The sequence below is a fragment of the Enterobacter cloacae complex sp. P16RS2 genome, assembly GCF_014982155.1.
Taxonomy (GTDB): Bacteria; Pseudomonadota; Gammaproteobacteria; order Enterobacterales; family Enterobacteriaceae; genus Enterobacter; species Enterobacter cloacae_M.
The window spans coordinates 39,413-53,593 of sequence record NZ_JADCKW010000032.1 but is presented as its reverse complement, the minus strand read 5'-3'; the positions used below and the strand labels follow the sequence as shown (position 1 = coordinate 53,593).

The 14,181-nt window shown below is 58.7% G+C and carries 15 protein-coding genes; 7 read left to right on the top strand and 8 right to left on the bottom strand.

What is annotated here, in order from left to right; genetic code table 11:
* The first annotated feature begins 1 nt into the window (after position 1).
* From INF68_RS18895 to acpT, 5 genes are read left to right on the top strand one after another with little or no spacing between them, the layout of a single operon-like run.
* Positions 2–1,171, top strand: coding sequence for a beta-ketoacyl-[acyl-carrier-protein] synthase family protein (locus INF68_RS18895; protein ID WP_126786772.1), 1,170 nt, complete (start codon positions 2–4; stop codon positions 1,169–1,171).
* Complete coding sequence (locus INF68_RS18890; protein WP_126786771.1) at positions 1,168–1,641, top strand: 3-hydroxy-fatty acyl-ACP dehydratase; 474 nt, start codon at positions 1,168–1,170, stop codon at positions 1,639–1,641. The genes INF68_RS18895 and INF68_RS18890 overlap by 4 nt, the downstream gene beginning before the upstream one ends.
* Positions 1,638–2,369 (top strand): 3-ketoacyl-ACP reductase FabG2, encoded by a 732-nt coding sequence (locus INF68_RS18885; RefSeq protein ID WP_126786770.1) that lies wholly within the window; start codon positions 1,638–1,640, stop codon positions 2,367–2,369. Before INF68_RS18890 ends, INF68_RS18885 begins: the two co-directional genes overlap by 4 nt.
* Positions 2,366–3,595, top strand: a complete 1,230-nt coding sequence (locus INF68_RS18880; RefSeq protein ID WP_126786769.1) for a beta-ketoacyl-ACP synthase — start codon at positions 2,366–2,368, stop codon at positions 3,593–3,595. Before INF68_RS18885 ends, INF68_RS18880 begins: the two co-directional genes overlap by 4 nt.
* Positions 3,596–3,597: 2 nt before the next feature.
* Positions 3,598–4,215, top strand: coding sequence for a 4'-phosphopantetheinyl transferase AcpT (acpT, locus tag INF68_RS18875; protein ID WP_126786768.1), 618 nt, complete (start codon positions 3,598–3,600; stop codon positions 4,213–4,215).
* Here acpT and arnF read toward each other — a convergent pair.
* From arnF to INF68_RS18835, 8 genes are all read right to left on the bottom strand, one after another.
* On the bottom strand, positions 4,163–4,552 hold the full coding sequence (gene arnF, locus INF68_RS18870; RefSeq protein WP_126786767.1) for a 4-amino-4-deoxy-L-arabinose-phosphoundecaprenol flippase subunit ArnF: 390 nt from the start codon (positions 4,550–4,552) through the stop codon (positions 4,163–4,165). The genes acpT and arnF overlap by 53 nt on opposite strands.
* Positions 4,549–4,884, bottom strand: coding sequence for a 4-amino-4-deoxy-L-arabinose-phosphoundecaprenol flippase subunit ArnE (arnE, locus tag INF68_RS18865; RefSeq protein WP_039263049.1), 336 nt, complete (start codon positions 4,882–4,884; stop codon positions 4,549–4,551). Before arnE ends, arnF begins: the two co-directional genes overlap by 4 nt.
* Positions 4,884–6,539, bottom strand: coding sequence for a lipid IV(A) 4-amino-4-deoxy-L-arabinosyltransferase (gene arnT / locus INF68_RS18860; RefSeq protein ID WP_126786766.1), 1,656 nt, complete (start codon positions 6,537–6,539; stop codon positions 4,884–4,886). The genes arnE and arnT overlap by 1 nt, the downstream gene beginning before the upstream one ends.
* Positions 6,536–7,438, bottom strand: a complete 903-nt coding sequence (gene arnD, locus INF68_RS18855) for a 4-deoxy-4-formamido-L-arabinose-phosphoundecaprenol deformylase (RefSeq protein WP_109846178.1) — start codon at positions 7,436–7,438, stop codon at positions 6,536–6,538. The genes arnT and arnD overlap by 4 nt, the downstream gene beginning before the upstream one ends.
* Positions 7,435–9,417: a bifunctional UDP-4-amino-4-deoxy-L-arabinose formyltransferase/UDP-glucuronic acid oxidase ArnA gene (arnA, locus tag INF68_RS18850; protein ID WP_109846179.1), complete on the bottom strand. Its 1,983-nt coding sequence runs from the start codon at positions 9,415–9,417 to the stop codon at positions 7,435–7,437. The genes arnD and arnA overlap by 4 nt, the downstream gene beginning before the upstream one ends.
* Positions 9,414–10,397, bottom strand: a complete 984-nt coding sequence (gene arnC, locus INF68_RS18845; protein ID WP_032667968.1) for an undecaprenyl-phosphate 4-deoxy-4-formamido-L-arabinose transferase — start codon at positions 10,395–10,397, stop codon at positions 9,414–9,416. Before arnC ends, arnA begins: the two co-directional genes overlap by 4 nt.
* Before the next feature lies 1 nt (position 10,398).
* Positions 10,399–11,538: a UDP-4-amino-4-deoxy-L-arabinose aminotransferase gene (gene arnB / locus INF68_RS18840; protein WP_023309541.1), complete on the bottom strand. Its 1,140-nt coding sequence runs from the start codon at positions 11,536–11,538 to the stop codon at positions 10,399–10,401.
* A 326-nt stretch (positions 11,539–11,864) separates the two neighbouring features.
* Positions 11,865–12,368, bottom strand: a complete 504-nt coding sequence (locus INF68_RS18835) for a phenolic acid decarboxylase (RefSeq protein ID WP_008503103.1) — start codon at positions 12,366–12,368, stop codon at positions 11,865–11,867.
* A gap of 99 nt (positions 12,369–12,467) precedes the next feature.
* On the opposite strand from INF68_RS18835, the gene INF68_RS18830 reads away from it, so the two are divergent.
* On the top strand, positions 12,468–13,349 hold the full coding sequence (locus tag INF68_RS18830; RefSeq protein WP_032662157.1) for a LysR family transcriptional regulator: 882 nt from the start codon (positions 12,468–12,470) through the stop codon (positions 13,347–13,349).
* A gap of 32 nt (positions 13,350–13,381) precedes the next feature.
* Complete coding sequence (locus INF68_RS18825; RefSeq protein ID WP_126786806.1) at positions 13,382–14,176, top strand: SDR family NAD(P)-dependent oxidoreductase; 795 nt, start codon at positions 13,382–13,384, stop codon at positions 14,174–14,176.
* Positions 14,177–14,181 lie beyond the last annotated feature (5 nt).

Below are 14,181 nucleotides of genomic sequence, written 5' to 3'. Positions count from 1 at the left end.
GATGATTTATATATCCGCTGTTGGCATGGTCAACGCGCTGGGCAACTCGCCTGACGAGATTGCCGCGAACCTGACGGCAGGCGTGGCGCCGGGGATGCACGCCCGGACCGGCTGGTTGCAGGGTTTACCCGAAGCCGTACTGGGCGGCGTGGAAGGCGAGCTTCCGCCCATCCCGGACGCCTTCTCCGCACACCGCACCCGCAACAACCAGCTGCTGCTGGCCGCGCTGGCGCAGATTCAGCCCGCCGTCGACGAGGCTATCGCCCGCGTCGGTCGCGACCGCGTGGCCGTGGTGCTGGGAACCAGCACCTCCGGGCTGGATGAAGGCGATGAACACGTACAGCGCATGACCCATGGCGAAGCGAGCACGCGCTGGCAGTATCCGCAGCAGGAGCTTGGCGATCCGTCCCGCTTCCTCGCCAACTGGCTTCAGCTCGAAGGCCCGGCCTATACGATCTCGACGGCCTGCTCTTCCAGCGCGCGGGCGATGATCGGCGGCAAACGTCTGATTGAAGCCGGGCTGGTGGACATCGCCATCGTCGGCGGGGCCGATACCCTGAGCCGGATGCCCGTCAACGGCTTTAACAGCCTTGAATCCTTCTCCCCTACGCTCTGTGAACCCTTTGGTCGCGACCGCCAGGGCATCACCATTGGTGAAGCCGCCGCGCTGATGGTATTGAGCCGGGAGCCCGCCGACGTGGCGCTGCTCGGAACGGGCGAATCCAGCGATGCGTACCATATTTCCGCCCCGCATCCTCAGGGTGAAGGGGCGGTAAGGGCTATCAAACAGGCGCTTAATGAAGCGGGTATGCAGCCGCAGGATATCGGCTACATCAACCTGCACGGCACGGCCACGCCGCTCAACGATCAGATTGAATCGCAGGTGGTGCACGATCTCTTCGGGGAAAGCGTGCCGTGCAGCTCAACCAAACACCTTACCGGCCATACGCTGGGCGCCGCCGGTATTACCGAAGCGGCCCTGAGCTGGCTGATTCTGACGCGCGATCTGCCGTTGCCGCCGCAGGACTTCGCCCGCTACGCGCCGGACGACACGCTGGCGTCGTGCGGCCTGCTGCACCAGCGCGCCGCTCTGAAAAAGCCGGTCATTTTGTCTAACTCGTTCGCGTTTGGCGGCAATAACGCCAGCATCCTGCTGGGGAGAGCCTCATGAGCTACTTATCACCCGAAGCCTACCTGCCGCACGAGGCGCCAATGATGCTGCTGGGGTCCGTTGAGAACGTTACGGACGACACGGCGGTCTGCCGCGTGGCCGTCAACGGGCAAAGCGTGCTGGCGCCGTTTCTCAATGCCGATGGCGACCTGCCGGGCTGGTACGCGCTCGAGCTGATGGCGCAGACCGTCGGCGTCTGGTCAGGCTGGCATCGCCAGCAGCAGGGGCAGGATCATATCGCGCTGGGCATGGTGCTCGGCGCGCGCGAGCTGGTCTGCGCCAGCGGGCATTTCGCCGCAGGCCTGACGCTGGACATCACCGTTAAGCTGCTGATGCAGGATGAACGCTTCGGCAGCTTTGAATGCGCGATTTTCGCGAATGAAGAGACGCTGGCCACGGGCCGGGTCAACACCTTCCAGCCGAGCGCAGAAGAATTAACATCGCTTTTTAATCAGGGATCTAACGCATGAGTCGTTCCGTACTGGTCACAGGGGCCAGCAAAGGCATAGGGCGCGCCATCGCCCGCCAGCTCGCCGCCGACGGGTTTACCGTAGGCGTGCATTACCATCGTGATGCCGCAGGCGCGCAGGAGACGCTGGACGCCATCACGCAGGCGGGTGGCAAAGGTCGTTTACTCGCCTTTGATGTGGGCAACCGCGAACAGTGCCGCGAAGTGCTGGAGCAGGAGATTGAAGCCCATGGCGCATGGTATGGCGTTGTCAACAACGCCGGAATTACGCGCGACGGCGCCTTTCCGGCGCTGAGCGAAGACGACTGGGACAGCGTGATCCACACCAATCTCGACAGTTTTTATAACGTCATTCACCCCTGCATTATGCCGATGATTGGCACCCGTAAAGGGGGGCGTATTATCACCTTATCGTCCGTGTCCGGCGTGATGGGAAACCGCGGACAGGTGAACTACAGCGCGGCCAAAGCGGGCATTATCGGCGCCACCAAAGCGCTGGCGATTGAGCTGGCAAAACGCAAAATCACCGTCAACTGCATCGCCCCGGGTCTGATTGATACCGGCATGATTGAGATGGAAGAAGCCGCGCTGAAGGAAGCGATGTCCATCATCCCAATGAAACGTATGGGCCAGGCTGAGGAGGTCGCCGGGCTGGCAAGCTATCTGATGTCGGATATTGCGGGCTACGTTACCCGCCAGGTCATTTCTATTAACGGAGGAATGCTATGACGCGTCGCGTGGTGATTACGGGCATGGGCGGCGTGACCGCCTTTGGCGAAAGCTGGCAATCCGTTTCCAGCAGGCTGCTGGCGTATGAAAACGCGGTGCGTAAAATGCCGGAATGGCAGGTGTATGATGGCCTGCATACCCTGCTGGGCGCGCCGATCGATGATTTCACGCTGCCGGAGCACTATACCCGCAAGCGTATTCGCGCCATGGGCCGGGTGTCGTTGATGTCGACCCGCGCCACCGAGCTGGCGCTGGAGCAGGCGGGGCTGATTGGCGAAGCGGTGCTCACCAACGGTCAAACCGGTATCGCCTACGGTTCTTCGACTGGCAGCACCGGTCCGGTCAGCGAATTCGCGACCATGCTCACCGAAAAGCACACCAATAACATCACCGGGACAACCTACGTCCAGATGATGCCGCACACTACGGCGGTGAATACCGGCCTGTTCTTTGGACTACGTGGCCGCGTCATCCCGACCTCAAGCGCCTGTACCTCCGGCAGCCAGGCGATTGGCTACGCCTGGGAGGCCATTCGCCACGGGTATCAGACCGTGATGGTCGCGGGGGGCGCTGAGGAGCTGTGTCCGTCTGAAGCGGCGGTGTTTGACACGCTGTTCGCCACCAGCCAGCGCAATGACGCGCCTAAACACACCCCGTCGCCATTTGATACGCAGCGCGATGGTCTGGTCATTGGGGAAGGCGCAGGCACCCTGATTCTGGAAGAGCTGGAGCATGCAAAAGCGCGCGGGGCCACGATCTACGGCGAAATCGTGGGCTTTGCCACTAACTGCGACGCGGCCCATATCACCCAGCCTCAGCGTGAAACCATGCAGATTTGCATGGAGCAGTCGCTGTCCATGGCGGGATTAAGCGCCCGGGATATGGGGTATATCTCCGCGCACGGTACCGCCACCGATCGCGGCGATATCGCCGAAAGCCTGGCGACCGCCGCTATCTATGGTGACAGCGTGCCGGTTTCCTCGTTGAAGAGCTATTTTGGCCATACGCTGGGTGCCTGCGGCGCGCTGGAAGCGTGGATGAGCCTGCAGATGATGCGTGAAGGCTGGTTTGCCCCGACGCTCAATTTAACGCAGCCGGATGAGCAATGCGGTGCTTTAGATTATATTATGGGAGAAGCCCGTCAGATTGACTGCGAGTATCTGCAGAGCAATAACTTCGCGTTTGGCGGCATCAACACCTCGATTATCATTAAACGCTGGGCGTAACTATGTACCAGTTTGTACTGGGAAAAATTTCCACTCTTTGCGCGGACCCGCTGGCGTCAGCGCTCGCAGACAGGGCGCCTCAGGGTGCCCGACAGGCCTCCTGGCTGGCCGGGAGGACGCTGCTCGCCAGAACGTTATCCCCTCGCCCGCTCCCCGACATCATTTACGGCGAGCAGGGCAAACCGGCCTTTGCGAAGGGTCATCCGCTGTGGTTCAACCTGAGCCACAGCGGTGACGATATTGCCCTGCTGATGAGCGATGAAGGTGAAGTTGGCTGCGATATCGAAGTGATTCGCCCGAGGAAGAACTGGCAGGCGCTGGCTAATGCGGTATTCAGCATGACGGAGCATGACGAGCTGGAGCGTGAAGCGCCCGAGGAACGTCTTTCCGCGTTCTGGCGCATCTGGACGCGGAAAGAAGCGATTGTGAAACAGCGTGGCGGCAGCGCATGGCAGATTGTCAGCATCGACAGCACGGCGCAGACGCACGCGGTCAGTCAGCTACAGGTCGGCTCGCTGAGCCTTGCCGTCTGCACATCGACCCCTTATACCCTGACCCACGAGTCGATTATTCACGTTGGGACGTTCGGGGCAGAAAAATCACTAACACGCCCAGAATAATAAACCCGACCCCCACCAGCCCGTGCCAGGAGAAGCGCTCCCCCCAGCCCGGCAGCAGGATCGCGGCGCCCCACACCAGAATATAGCTGAGACTCAGCAGGGCATAGGCTTTGCTGAGCGCCATACGGTGCAGCGCCAGATACCAGCAGCCCATGGACGCCACATACCCCGTCAACCCCAGCAGCAGCGCGCCCGTGCCGGACGAGAAGTGCCACAGCGCGGAAACAAACACCATGATCTCACTGACCGGTGGCAGTGCCCGCATGGCATTGCGCAGCAGCAGCTGCGACGCGCTGACTAACAGCACGCTGCATATGGCCCAGAACGCTCCTTTCACAGGCTCCCTCCCAGGATAACAATCCCAATGATGATGAACCCTACCCCCAGCCAGTGATGCGCAGCGACGTGCTCACGCCAGAACGCCTTCGCCGCCAGCGTCACCCAGACAAAATTGAGGCTCAGCATAGGGTACGCGATGCCGACAGGGAGGCGTTGCAGCACCACCAGCCAGACCAGCATCCCGCTGCCAAGCGCCAGCAGTGCCAGGCCAAGCCACAGCGCGATGTGCGCCCCGCGCCGCCCGGCTTTCGCCGGACGGGTGGCCTGTTTCTGGCACAGCTGTCCCGCGCAGCTGAGCAGGCTTGCCAGTATCAGCCAGATCCAGGTCATCACTTCGGCAGATACTCCAGCAGGGCCAGACGCCCCTGAATATACAGGCTGTCCGGTTTCGGCAGATTTGCGCGCGCGATTTCATCGTGTTTTGACAGAAGAATCACCAGCGATACGCGCCCCTGCTGACGATGCTCCGCCAGCCACTGCGCGAAGTCATCTTTATCAACATAACGATCTTTCGCATCGGGATAATCCAGTCCGTAGCGCAGTTCGCCGCTTTGATCGAACATCGTGATGTCATTGCGCTTCAGCTCCCACGCCAGGCCCGCGGCCACGCCAACGTTATTGGCCAGCACGAATCGGCTTTCCTGAAGCGGCTCGCGCACGGTATCGACCAGCGACTGCGGCTGTTTGGAATCCACCACCAGGTTCGGAATGGCAAAACCAATCAGCAGCGCCAGCCCTGCGGGGCACAGTGCCGCCAGCCACCAGCGCTGCTGGCTCTGTCGGAACGTAAACCAGCCTACCGCGGCCCAGATGAGGAACGCCACCACCGCGCAGAACACTTTATACAGTTCTACCGACGTCCAGACCGGATGTTTAGACAGCCCCCACGGCGAGACCACCAGCGCCGCCGCCACGCCGATAACGCCAAACGCCAGGTTAATCCCGCCGTTAATGCGTAACGCTCTGGCACCTTTTTCCGCCGCGAGGCAGGCATAGCGCGCCATCAGGATCGCCAGCGGGGCAAAGCACGGCAGGATATAGGTCGGCAGCTTGCCTTTGGCGATGCTGAAGAACAGCAGCGGCATCACCACCCAACCCAGCAGATAGAACCCGCCACCCGCGTTTTGTCTGTCATTCCAGCCGAGACGAAACGCGCCGGGCAAAAGCGCCAGCCACGGCAGGCTGCCCGCAATCAGGAACGGTATGTAGTACCAGAACGGGGCTTTGTGCTGCGCGTCGCTCTGGGCAAAACGCTGAATATGTTCCACCCAGAAGAAATAACGCCAGAAGTCAGGCTCACGGTGCGCAATGGCCAGCCCCCACGGCAGAACAATCAGCACGCAGCTCAGGATCGCGAGCCAGCCAAAAATCAGCACCTCTTTCCAGCGCTTCTGGGCGATCACCCACGGCAGCACGCCAATCACCGGAACGGCCAGCGCCAGGAAGCCTTTGGTCATCACCCCCATTCCGCAGGCCAGCCCAAGCAGCACATAGCCGCCCGCTTTTCCGGCAACGGTTTGAGCCTGTGAGGCCAGCCAGAAGCTGCACATCGCCGCCACCAGCCACAGGGTGATGATAGGATCCAGCACCGCATACGTGCCGATGCCATACACCAGGAACAGGGTCAGGAAGATAAGACCGGAGAAAATAGCGGTCCGCTTATCCCGCCAGAGACGCCAGGCCATCCAGATGACCAGCAGCGCCGCTAAACCGGTGGAGAAGATAGAACCGGCGCGCACGGCGAGGTTGGTGTGCCCGAACAGCAACTGCCCGATGCTGTTTATCCAGTAGCCAGCAATCGGTTTTTCAAAGTAACGCAGCCCCAGAAAATGCGGGACTACCCAGTCTCCGGATGCCAGCATTTCGCGGCTGATTTCCGCGTAGCGCGTTTCATCAGGCTGCCAGAGCAGGCGGATATCGACCGGAATGAGGTAGTAAACGATAAACAGTGCGAGAAGCGCTAAGCCATAACGGGCTGTTTTCATGGGACCGGACTCACGGTTTGTTGATAGCCAAGCCAGCCTTCCCGGCCAGCCATTTCGTTGCGTACGACTTTACCCACGGGCAGGGTGCTGAGGTCGTCCGGCAGCAGCTCGCTCAACGGGCAAAATTCAATGCCCTCCTGAGCGGCCATCGTCAGCAGTTCGTCGAAATCATGCTGATACGCAATCCCTTCCACTTCGGCATGGATGGTATACACCGGCGTGCCGGCGTCACGATGGATGTGGTCCAGAATGTAGCGATTGAACTCATCCGCCTTCACCTCGCGCCCGACCACTTCATCCCAGGTGGGAAGCGTGACCGGAATTTGCACCGTTCCGTAGCGATTTTCGCCTAACAGCGGCAAAAAAGGTCCGGTTCCGCGGCAGTCGCTGTTGTAGCGAAACGCAAAGGCTTCTTTGGCCTTCACGACGCGCTGATCCGCACGCCATCCCGCCACGGCGGAGCAGCGCACGGGCTGACCGGTAATGGCCTCCAGCTCCAGCATCCCACGCTCAACCTCACGGGACAGGCGCGGGATATCCCAGACTCCCGCCCAGGCTTGCCAGGCATGGTGGTCCCAGGCGTGCAGACCCACCTCATGATGCTGCGCCGCCTCGCGGATAACGGCTTCATTACCCGCGCCGATACGTCTGCCGGGCCAGGCGGTGCCGGCCAGCAAAATATCCCAGCCGTAGAGGGATGCTGCGCGCGAGCGCAGCATTTTGAACAGAAATGCCGGTTTAATCAGACGCCATAAATGGCGTCCCATGTTGTCAGGCCCCACGCTGAAGAAAATGCTGGAACGCACATCGTGTTTGTTCAGCAGTTCCAGCAGTTTGGGTACGCCGTCACGCGTTCCCCTGAAGGTGTCGACATCAATGCGTAAACCGACTTTTTTCATGAGACCTGTTCCGAAAGCTCCACGGTGCGCAGGAAGAAATCGAGCGTTTCGTCAATGGTCTGCTCCATCTTCACCGTCGGCGTCCAGTTGAGGCAGCGCTTCGCGTTGCGAATGCTTGGCTTACGGTGCTCAACGTCCTGGTAGCCCTTACCATAGTAGCTGCTGCTTTCCACTTCGCGGAAACCGGCAAACGGCGGGAACTTGTCGCGCAGCGGATGGCGCTCAAAGCTGGCCAGCAGCATCTCTGCCAGCTCGCGAATGCTCGCTTCGTTGTCCGGGTTACCGATGTTGATGATTTCACCGTTGCAGCGGTTATCTTTGTTTTCGATGATGCGGAACAGCGCTTCGATACCGTCGCTGATGTCCGTAAAGCAGCGTTTCTGTTTCCCGCCTTCGATAAGCTTAATTGGCGAGCCTTCCACCAGGTTCAGGATCAGCTGGGTGATCGCACGGGAGCTGCCGATACGCGCCGCGTTGAGGTTATCCAGACGCGGGCCCATCCAGTTGAACGGACGGAACAGGGTAAAGCGCAGGCCTTCTTTCTCACCGTAGGCCCAAATCACGCGGTCCAGCAGCTGTTTGGAGACGGAGTAAATCCAGCGCTGTTTGTTGATCGGCCCGACCACCAGGTTGGAGGTGTCTTCATCGAAGTTCTTATCGGTACACATGCCGTACACTTCAGACGTGGACGGGAAGATGATGCGCTTGTCGTATTTCACGCAGTCGCGGATGATCTTCAGGTTCTCTTCGAAGTCCAGCTCGAACACGCGCAGCGGGTTACGGGTGTACTCGATTGGCGTGGCAATGGCGACCAGCGGCAGCACCACGTCGCATTTTTTAATGTGGTATTCAATCCACTCGGAATGGATGCTGATATCCCCTTCCACGAAGTGGAAACGCGGGTTGTTGAGGAAACGGCTGATGGCGTCAGAGCCGATATCCAGACCGTAAATCTCGTAGTTGTCGTCTTTAAGCAGACGTTCCGTCAGGTGGTTACCGATAAAGCCGTTCACGCCGAGGATCAGCACGCGGGTACGACGCTTGATGGCAACAACCGGTGCGCTGGTGATCAGCGCCCCGGCCACCAGACCCAGAGACTGCGCCAGCTGCGTGCCCTGAACGTACAGGCCGTTGTCGGTTTGTCCGGTGACGATCTCCAGCGCCTGCTCGCCGCAGCTCACAATCAGCGGAGAGACAGAGACGACGGTGCCCGGTTTGGCGGCAGGGATGTCGTCACGCACGCGGGATTTCCAGACGATAAATTTGCTTACGCCCGCAAAGCTGTACGCGCCCGGCCACGGGTCGGTCACGGCACGCACCAGGTTGTGCAGCTGGCGGGCAGGCTTGCTCCAGTCCAGACGACCATCTTCCGGCGCGCGGCGGCCAAAGCTGCTTGCCTTGCTCTCATCCTGCGCGGTCTCGCTAAAGGTGCCGTTGAGGATGCCTGGAAGTGCATCACGCAGCAGCGTCTGTGCCGTCGCATTCAGCTTTTGATGCAGCTGCAGCGCCGTTTCGTCCGCATCAATAGCGACCTTCTGCTGTGCCACGATAGCGCCCGCATCCGCACGGCGCACCATGCGGTGCAGCGTTACGCCCGTTTCAGTTTCACCGTTCACCAGCACCCAGTTCAGCGGAGCGCGGCCACGGTAGGCGGGAAGCAGTGAACCATGAAGATTAAAGGCGCCTTTTGCGGCCAGACCTAAGATTTCGTCGGAAAGCAGGTTGCGATAGTAGAACGAGAAGATCACGTCAGGCGCGAGCGCGCGGATGCGATCCACCCACAGCGGATGGTTGACATCGTCCGGTGCATAAACCGGGATCCCGCGCTCGGCGGCGATACGCGCCACGGAGCCAAAAAAGTTATTCTCTCCGGCCGTGTCCGGATGGGTAAAAATTGCCGCAATGTCATAGCCCGCTTCCAGCAGGGCCAGCGTGCCCGTGCACCCCATATCGTGATAGGCAAATACAACAGCTTTCATGGGTGAATTTCCTCTTGAGATGCTTTGTGTTCCTGACGGACAACACGTTGAATAAAGTAGCGCGGACGCGCGCGAACATCGTTATAGATACGGCCAATGTATTCACCGAGAAGGCCCATCCCGACAAACTGGGCGCCGATGAACATAAACAGCACGGCAAAGAGCATGAAGACCCCTTCCGCCGCCCACTGCGGGCCAAAGACCAGTCGCAGCACCACCAGCAGAACGGACAGCGCAAAACCGGCCACGGCGATGATGCTGCCGAACACGCTCAGCAGACGCAGCGGCGTGGTGGTCAGGCAGGTGATGAGGTCATACATCAGGTTGATGAGACGCATAAAGCTGTACTTCGATTCCCCGTGCTCGCGCTCGGCGTGCAGAACCGGAATTTCCGTTGCCTTGCGGGCAAAGGTGTTGGCGAGGATCGGAATAAAGGTGCTGCGCTCATGGCAGTGCAGCATCGCGTCGACAATGTGGCGGCGGTAGGCGCGCAGCATGCAGCCGTAATCGCCCATCGCTTTCCCGGTCGTGCGCTGGATAAGGCGGTTGATGGTGCGTGAGGCCAGCTTGCGGAACAGACTGTCCTGACGGTTCTGACGTACCGTGCCGACCACGTCATAGCCTTCATCGGCTTTGGCGACCAGACGCGGGATCTCTTCCGGCGGGTTTTGCAGGTCTGCGTCCAGGGTGATGATCAGATCGCCCGTGACATGGCTAAACCCCGCCATAATCGCCGAGTGCTGGCCGTAGTTGCGGTTGAGCAGCACGGCAACAATATGGCTGCCTTCGGCCTGCGCGGCCTCGGTCAGCATCAGCGCGGAATGATCGCTACTGCCATCATCTACCAGCAGAATTTCATAAGCCTTGCCCATCGTGTCGCAGGCGGCGGTTGTACGGCGGATCAGTTCGGGCAGGCTCTCCTGCTCGTTATAAACCGGGATTACCACGGAAACTTTTTGTACAGGCGGTGCACTGAACATATCAATGTCCTGCAAGCTGATGGAGTGCGGTAATGACGCGGGTTGTGTCGTCATGAGTCATATCCGGGAAAAGAGGGAGAGAACAAATACGCGCGCTATTCCATTCAGAATTCGGGAGCGATACATCAGGAAAACGCTCGCGGTAGTATTTTTGGGTGTGTGCCGCGCGGAAGTGGAGGCCGGTACCGATGCCTTTCTCTTTCAGCGCCGCCATCAGGTTGTCGCGTGAGATCCCGCAGCGCGCTTCGTCAACGCGAATAATAAACAGGTGCCAGGCGTGCACGTGCGGCCATGACGGAATGGTGAGCGGCTGGAACGGCGTATCGGCAAGCTCACGCAGGTAGCGTTCAGCAATTTCCTGGCGGCGCCTGTTAGCCTCTTTCAGCTTGCCTAACTGCACCAGCGCCAGCGCGGCGTTGATGTCCGCCAGGTTATATTTATAGCCCGGCGCGATCACTTCCGCCTGCGGCGCGCGGCCGTGCGTCTGGCGGTCATAGGCATCTACGCCCAGGCCATGGAATTTCAGGCTGCGGATCCGCTGTGCCAGCTGGGCATTATCCGTGACCACCAGGCCGCCTTCCGCGCAGGTCATATTTTTAATGGCGTGGAAGGAAAAAATCGCCGTTCCTTTCCAGCCCACATGACGGTTCTTGTAGTACGTTCCGGCGGCATGGGCCGCATCTTCAATAACCGGAATACCGTGACGTTCGCCGATGGCATGAATGGCGTCGATTTCACACGGCGCGCCGGCATAATGAACGGGGATAATGGCTTTGGTACGCGGGGTAATGGCGGCTTCAACGGCTTCTGGCGTCACCATTAATGTATCTTTGTCCACATCAATCATGACCGGCGTGGCACCCAGCAACACGATCATATTCAGCGTGGAGACCCAGGTCTGGGAAGGGGTAATGACTTCATCGCCCGGGCCAATATCCAGCGCCATCAGCGTGACGTGCATACCCGCGGTGGCTGAACAGACGGCAATCGCATGCTGATTCCCGGTAAGCTGACAGAATGCCTCTTCAAGTTCCTGATTCTTTGGCCCGGTGGTGATCCAGCCCGACATCAAAACGTCCTGAAGCGCCGCAATTTCCTCAGCGCCCATCGACGGCCGCGAAAAAGGCAGAAAATCACTCATTATTAATTTCCTTGCAATAAAAATGGCATGTTTTTGATATTAACCAAATGCCAGCCCGTTTATTTCAACGAACCATAAACTTATATCAAAGTAGCTCTCTTTCCTTAGGGAAAAATTAAGACAAGGTATACAACGTTATAAAACAACTAGCAGCTTCTTGAAAAACAACAAGTTAAATTACGTTTAATTATTTTTAATGTGATCTTCTGCAACATTCTGAAATGAATTGCTTTAAACCAATCCTCAACAAACAAAAAAAATCCCGGCTATTTCAAAATAATATGAAATAGCCGGGAACTTTTCTTTTTAGTTAATTGTCGCGCTTATTACAGGTTATCTGGAAAGTTTTTCGGTAATTCACTGGCCGCGCAGGCGATAACGCTTTCATTATTTGCACCGCAGTCGCGCACAAAGGTGATCGTGGCAAACTCATCAATCACTTCCGTTGGATACGCCGGGCCCGCATCGCGATAGCTGTTCATCAGCGGAATATGGTCGTTCTGGAAGCAGACGGTTTTTTCCGGATTGTTCATGACCCAGCGTGGGAAGAAGATAGTGCCATGGAACAGCTTGTCGCCCAGGTTCACGATCAGGCTGACGTCGGTGCCGGTTGGCTCGGTCCAGGAAATTTTATAGATGCTTTCCCCTACCCGCACGATGTAAGCCTGCTGATCTTTCACCCAACGGTTGGCCACGAGACCGCTGTGAATACGGTAATCAAGCGTGGTCTCATTTTTTACGTAAATCTCGTAGTTCCATCCGTTATCGTAGGTATATACAAGATGTTTGCCAACGAAGCCGCTTAAGTCGTGTTTGTCGAAGGTGTTCATAAGATGTCTCCTTTGTTTTGATGAGACGATCGTACCCCTTCAAAAAATGAATGAATAACGCTATGTTTTAATCAAATCCATCCAAATTTTAGATAAATCATGCATAAGACGACGCTGGAACAATGGGCTTTACTGGAAAGAGTGGTGGAAGCGGGCAGCTTTGCCAAAGCCGCGGAAGAAACCCACCGCAGCCAGTCCTCGGTGAGCTATAACCTGTCGCTGCTGCAGGAGCGACTCGGCGTGGCGCTCCTGGTCCCGGAGGGGAGACGGGCGGTGTTAACCCCGGCCGGAGAGCTTCTTCTCAACCAGGTTAAACCGCTGCTGAAAGCGTTTTCGTACGTTGAGACGCGCGCAGCGACCCTTCGCAACGGGATGCGCACGCGGTTGGATCTGGTGGTGGACTCCATTTTCCCGCGCCGCCGCCTGTTCGCCATCCTGCGTCAGTTCCAGCAGCAGTATCCGCAGACTCAGGTACGTCTGACCGAGGTGCTGGAAAATACCCGCGCCGACGCCATTAACGACGAAGCCGATGTGATGGTCTTAACCCGCCGCCAGGACATTACCGGGCTCGGCGAATGGCTGATGAATATCGACTTTGTTGCCGTGGCCCATTCCCGGCATCCCCTGTTTCACCTCGACGCGCCGCTCAATGATGAGATGCTGCGCCCGTGGCCGCTCATCCAGATTGCGGACAGCCAGCCCGCCGCGCGTGCTGCCGGCGAGTCGTGGACCTTCTCCACCATCGATGCCGCCATAGAGGCCGTCGTCTCTCAGGTCGGCTACGGCTGGCTGCCGGAGGAACGCATCCAGACCCAGCTGGATCAGGGCGTACTAAAACGCCTGCCGCTGAGCCACGGCGCGCGCAGGGCAACGCCGCTACACTTGATTGTTAAGCGTTCCCTCGCCCCGCTTGATGAACAGGTTGAGACGCTATTGCGCCTTTTTAGCCAGGAGCCGTCATCCTCACCTGCTACGCTTTAAGGTCCGAACGTTAAAAAGATAAGGAGCAGATGATGAAAATCGACTTTGCGGGGAAAGTGGCGCTGGTGACCGCCTCAACCGGCGGGATCGGATTCGCCATTGCCAGAGGTCTGGCAGAAAGCGGTGCGGAAGTGATCGTCAATGGCCGCAGCACGGAATCGGTGAATAAAGGCATTCAGCAGCTCCAGCAGGTGGTGCCGGGCGTACAGGTCCGTGCCGCGATTGCCGATCTCAGCACGGCGGAAGGGGTCGAGTCGCTTCTGAAGGTGGCGAATAACGTCGATATTCTGGTCAACAACGCCGGGATTTACGGTCCGCAGGATTTCTATGCCACCGACGATGAGACCTGGGAGCGTTACTGGCAGACCAACGTGATGTCCGGCGTGCGTCTGTCCCGCGCCCTGCTGCCGGGTATGGTGCAGAAAGGCTGGGGACGCGTGGTGTTTATCTCCTCCGAGTCGGCCTGCAATATTCCGGCGGATATGATCCACTACGGCGTGACCAAAACGGCGCAGCTCTCGCTGGCGCGCGGTCTGGCGAAGTTCGTGGCGGGGAGCGGCGTGACGGTCAACAGCGTCCTGCCGGGCCCGACGATGTCTGACGGTTTCGCAGAGATGATGAAAGATGAAATCGAAAAAACCGGCAAATCGCTGGAGCAGCTGGCGAAAGAGTTTGTGATAGCCAACCGCCCCAGCTCGGTTATCCAGCGCGCGGCCACGGTTGAAGAGGTGGCCAATATGGTGATTTATGTCTGTTCGCCCCAGGCCTCCGCCACCTCGGGCGCGGCGCTGCGCGTCGACGGTGGCGTCGTGGATGACATCATCTGACGCTG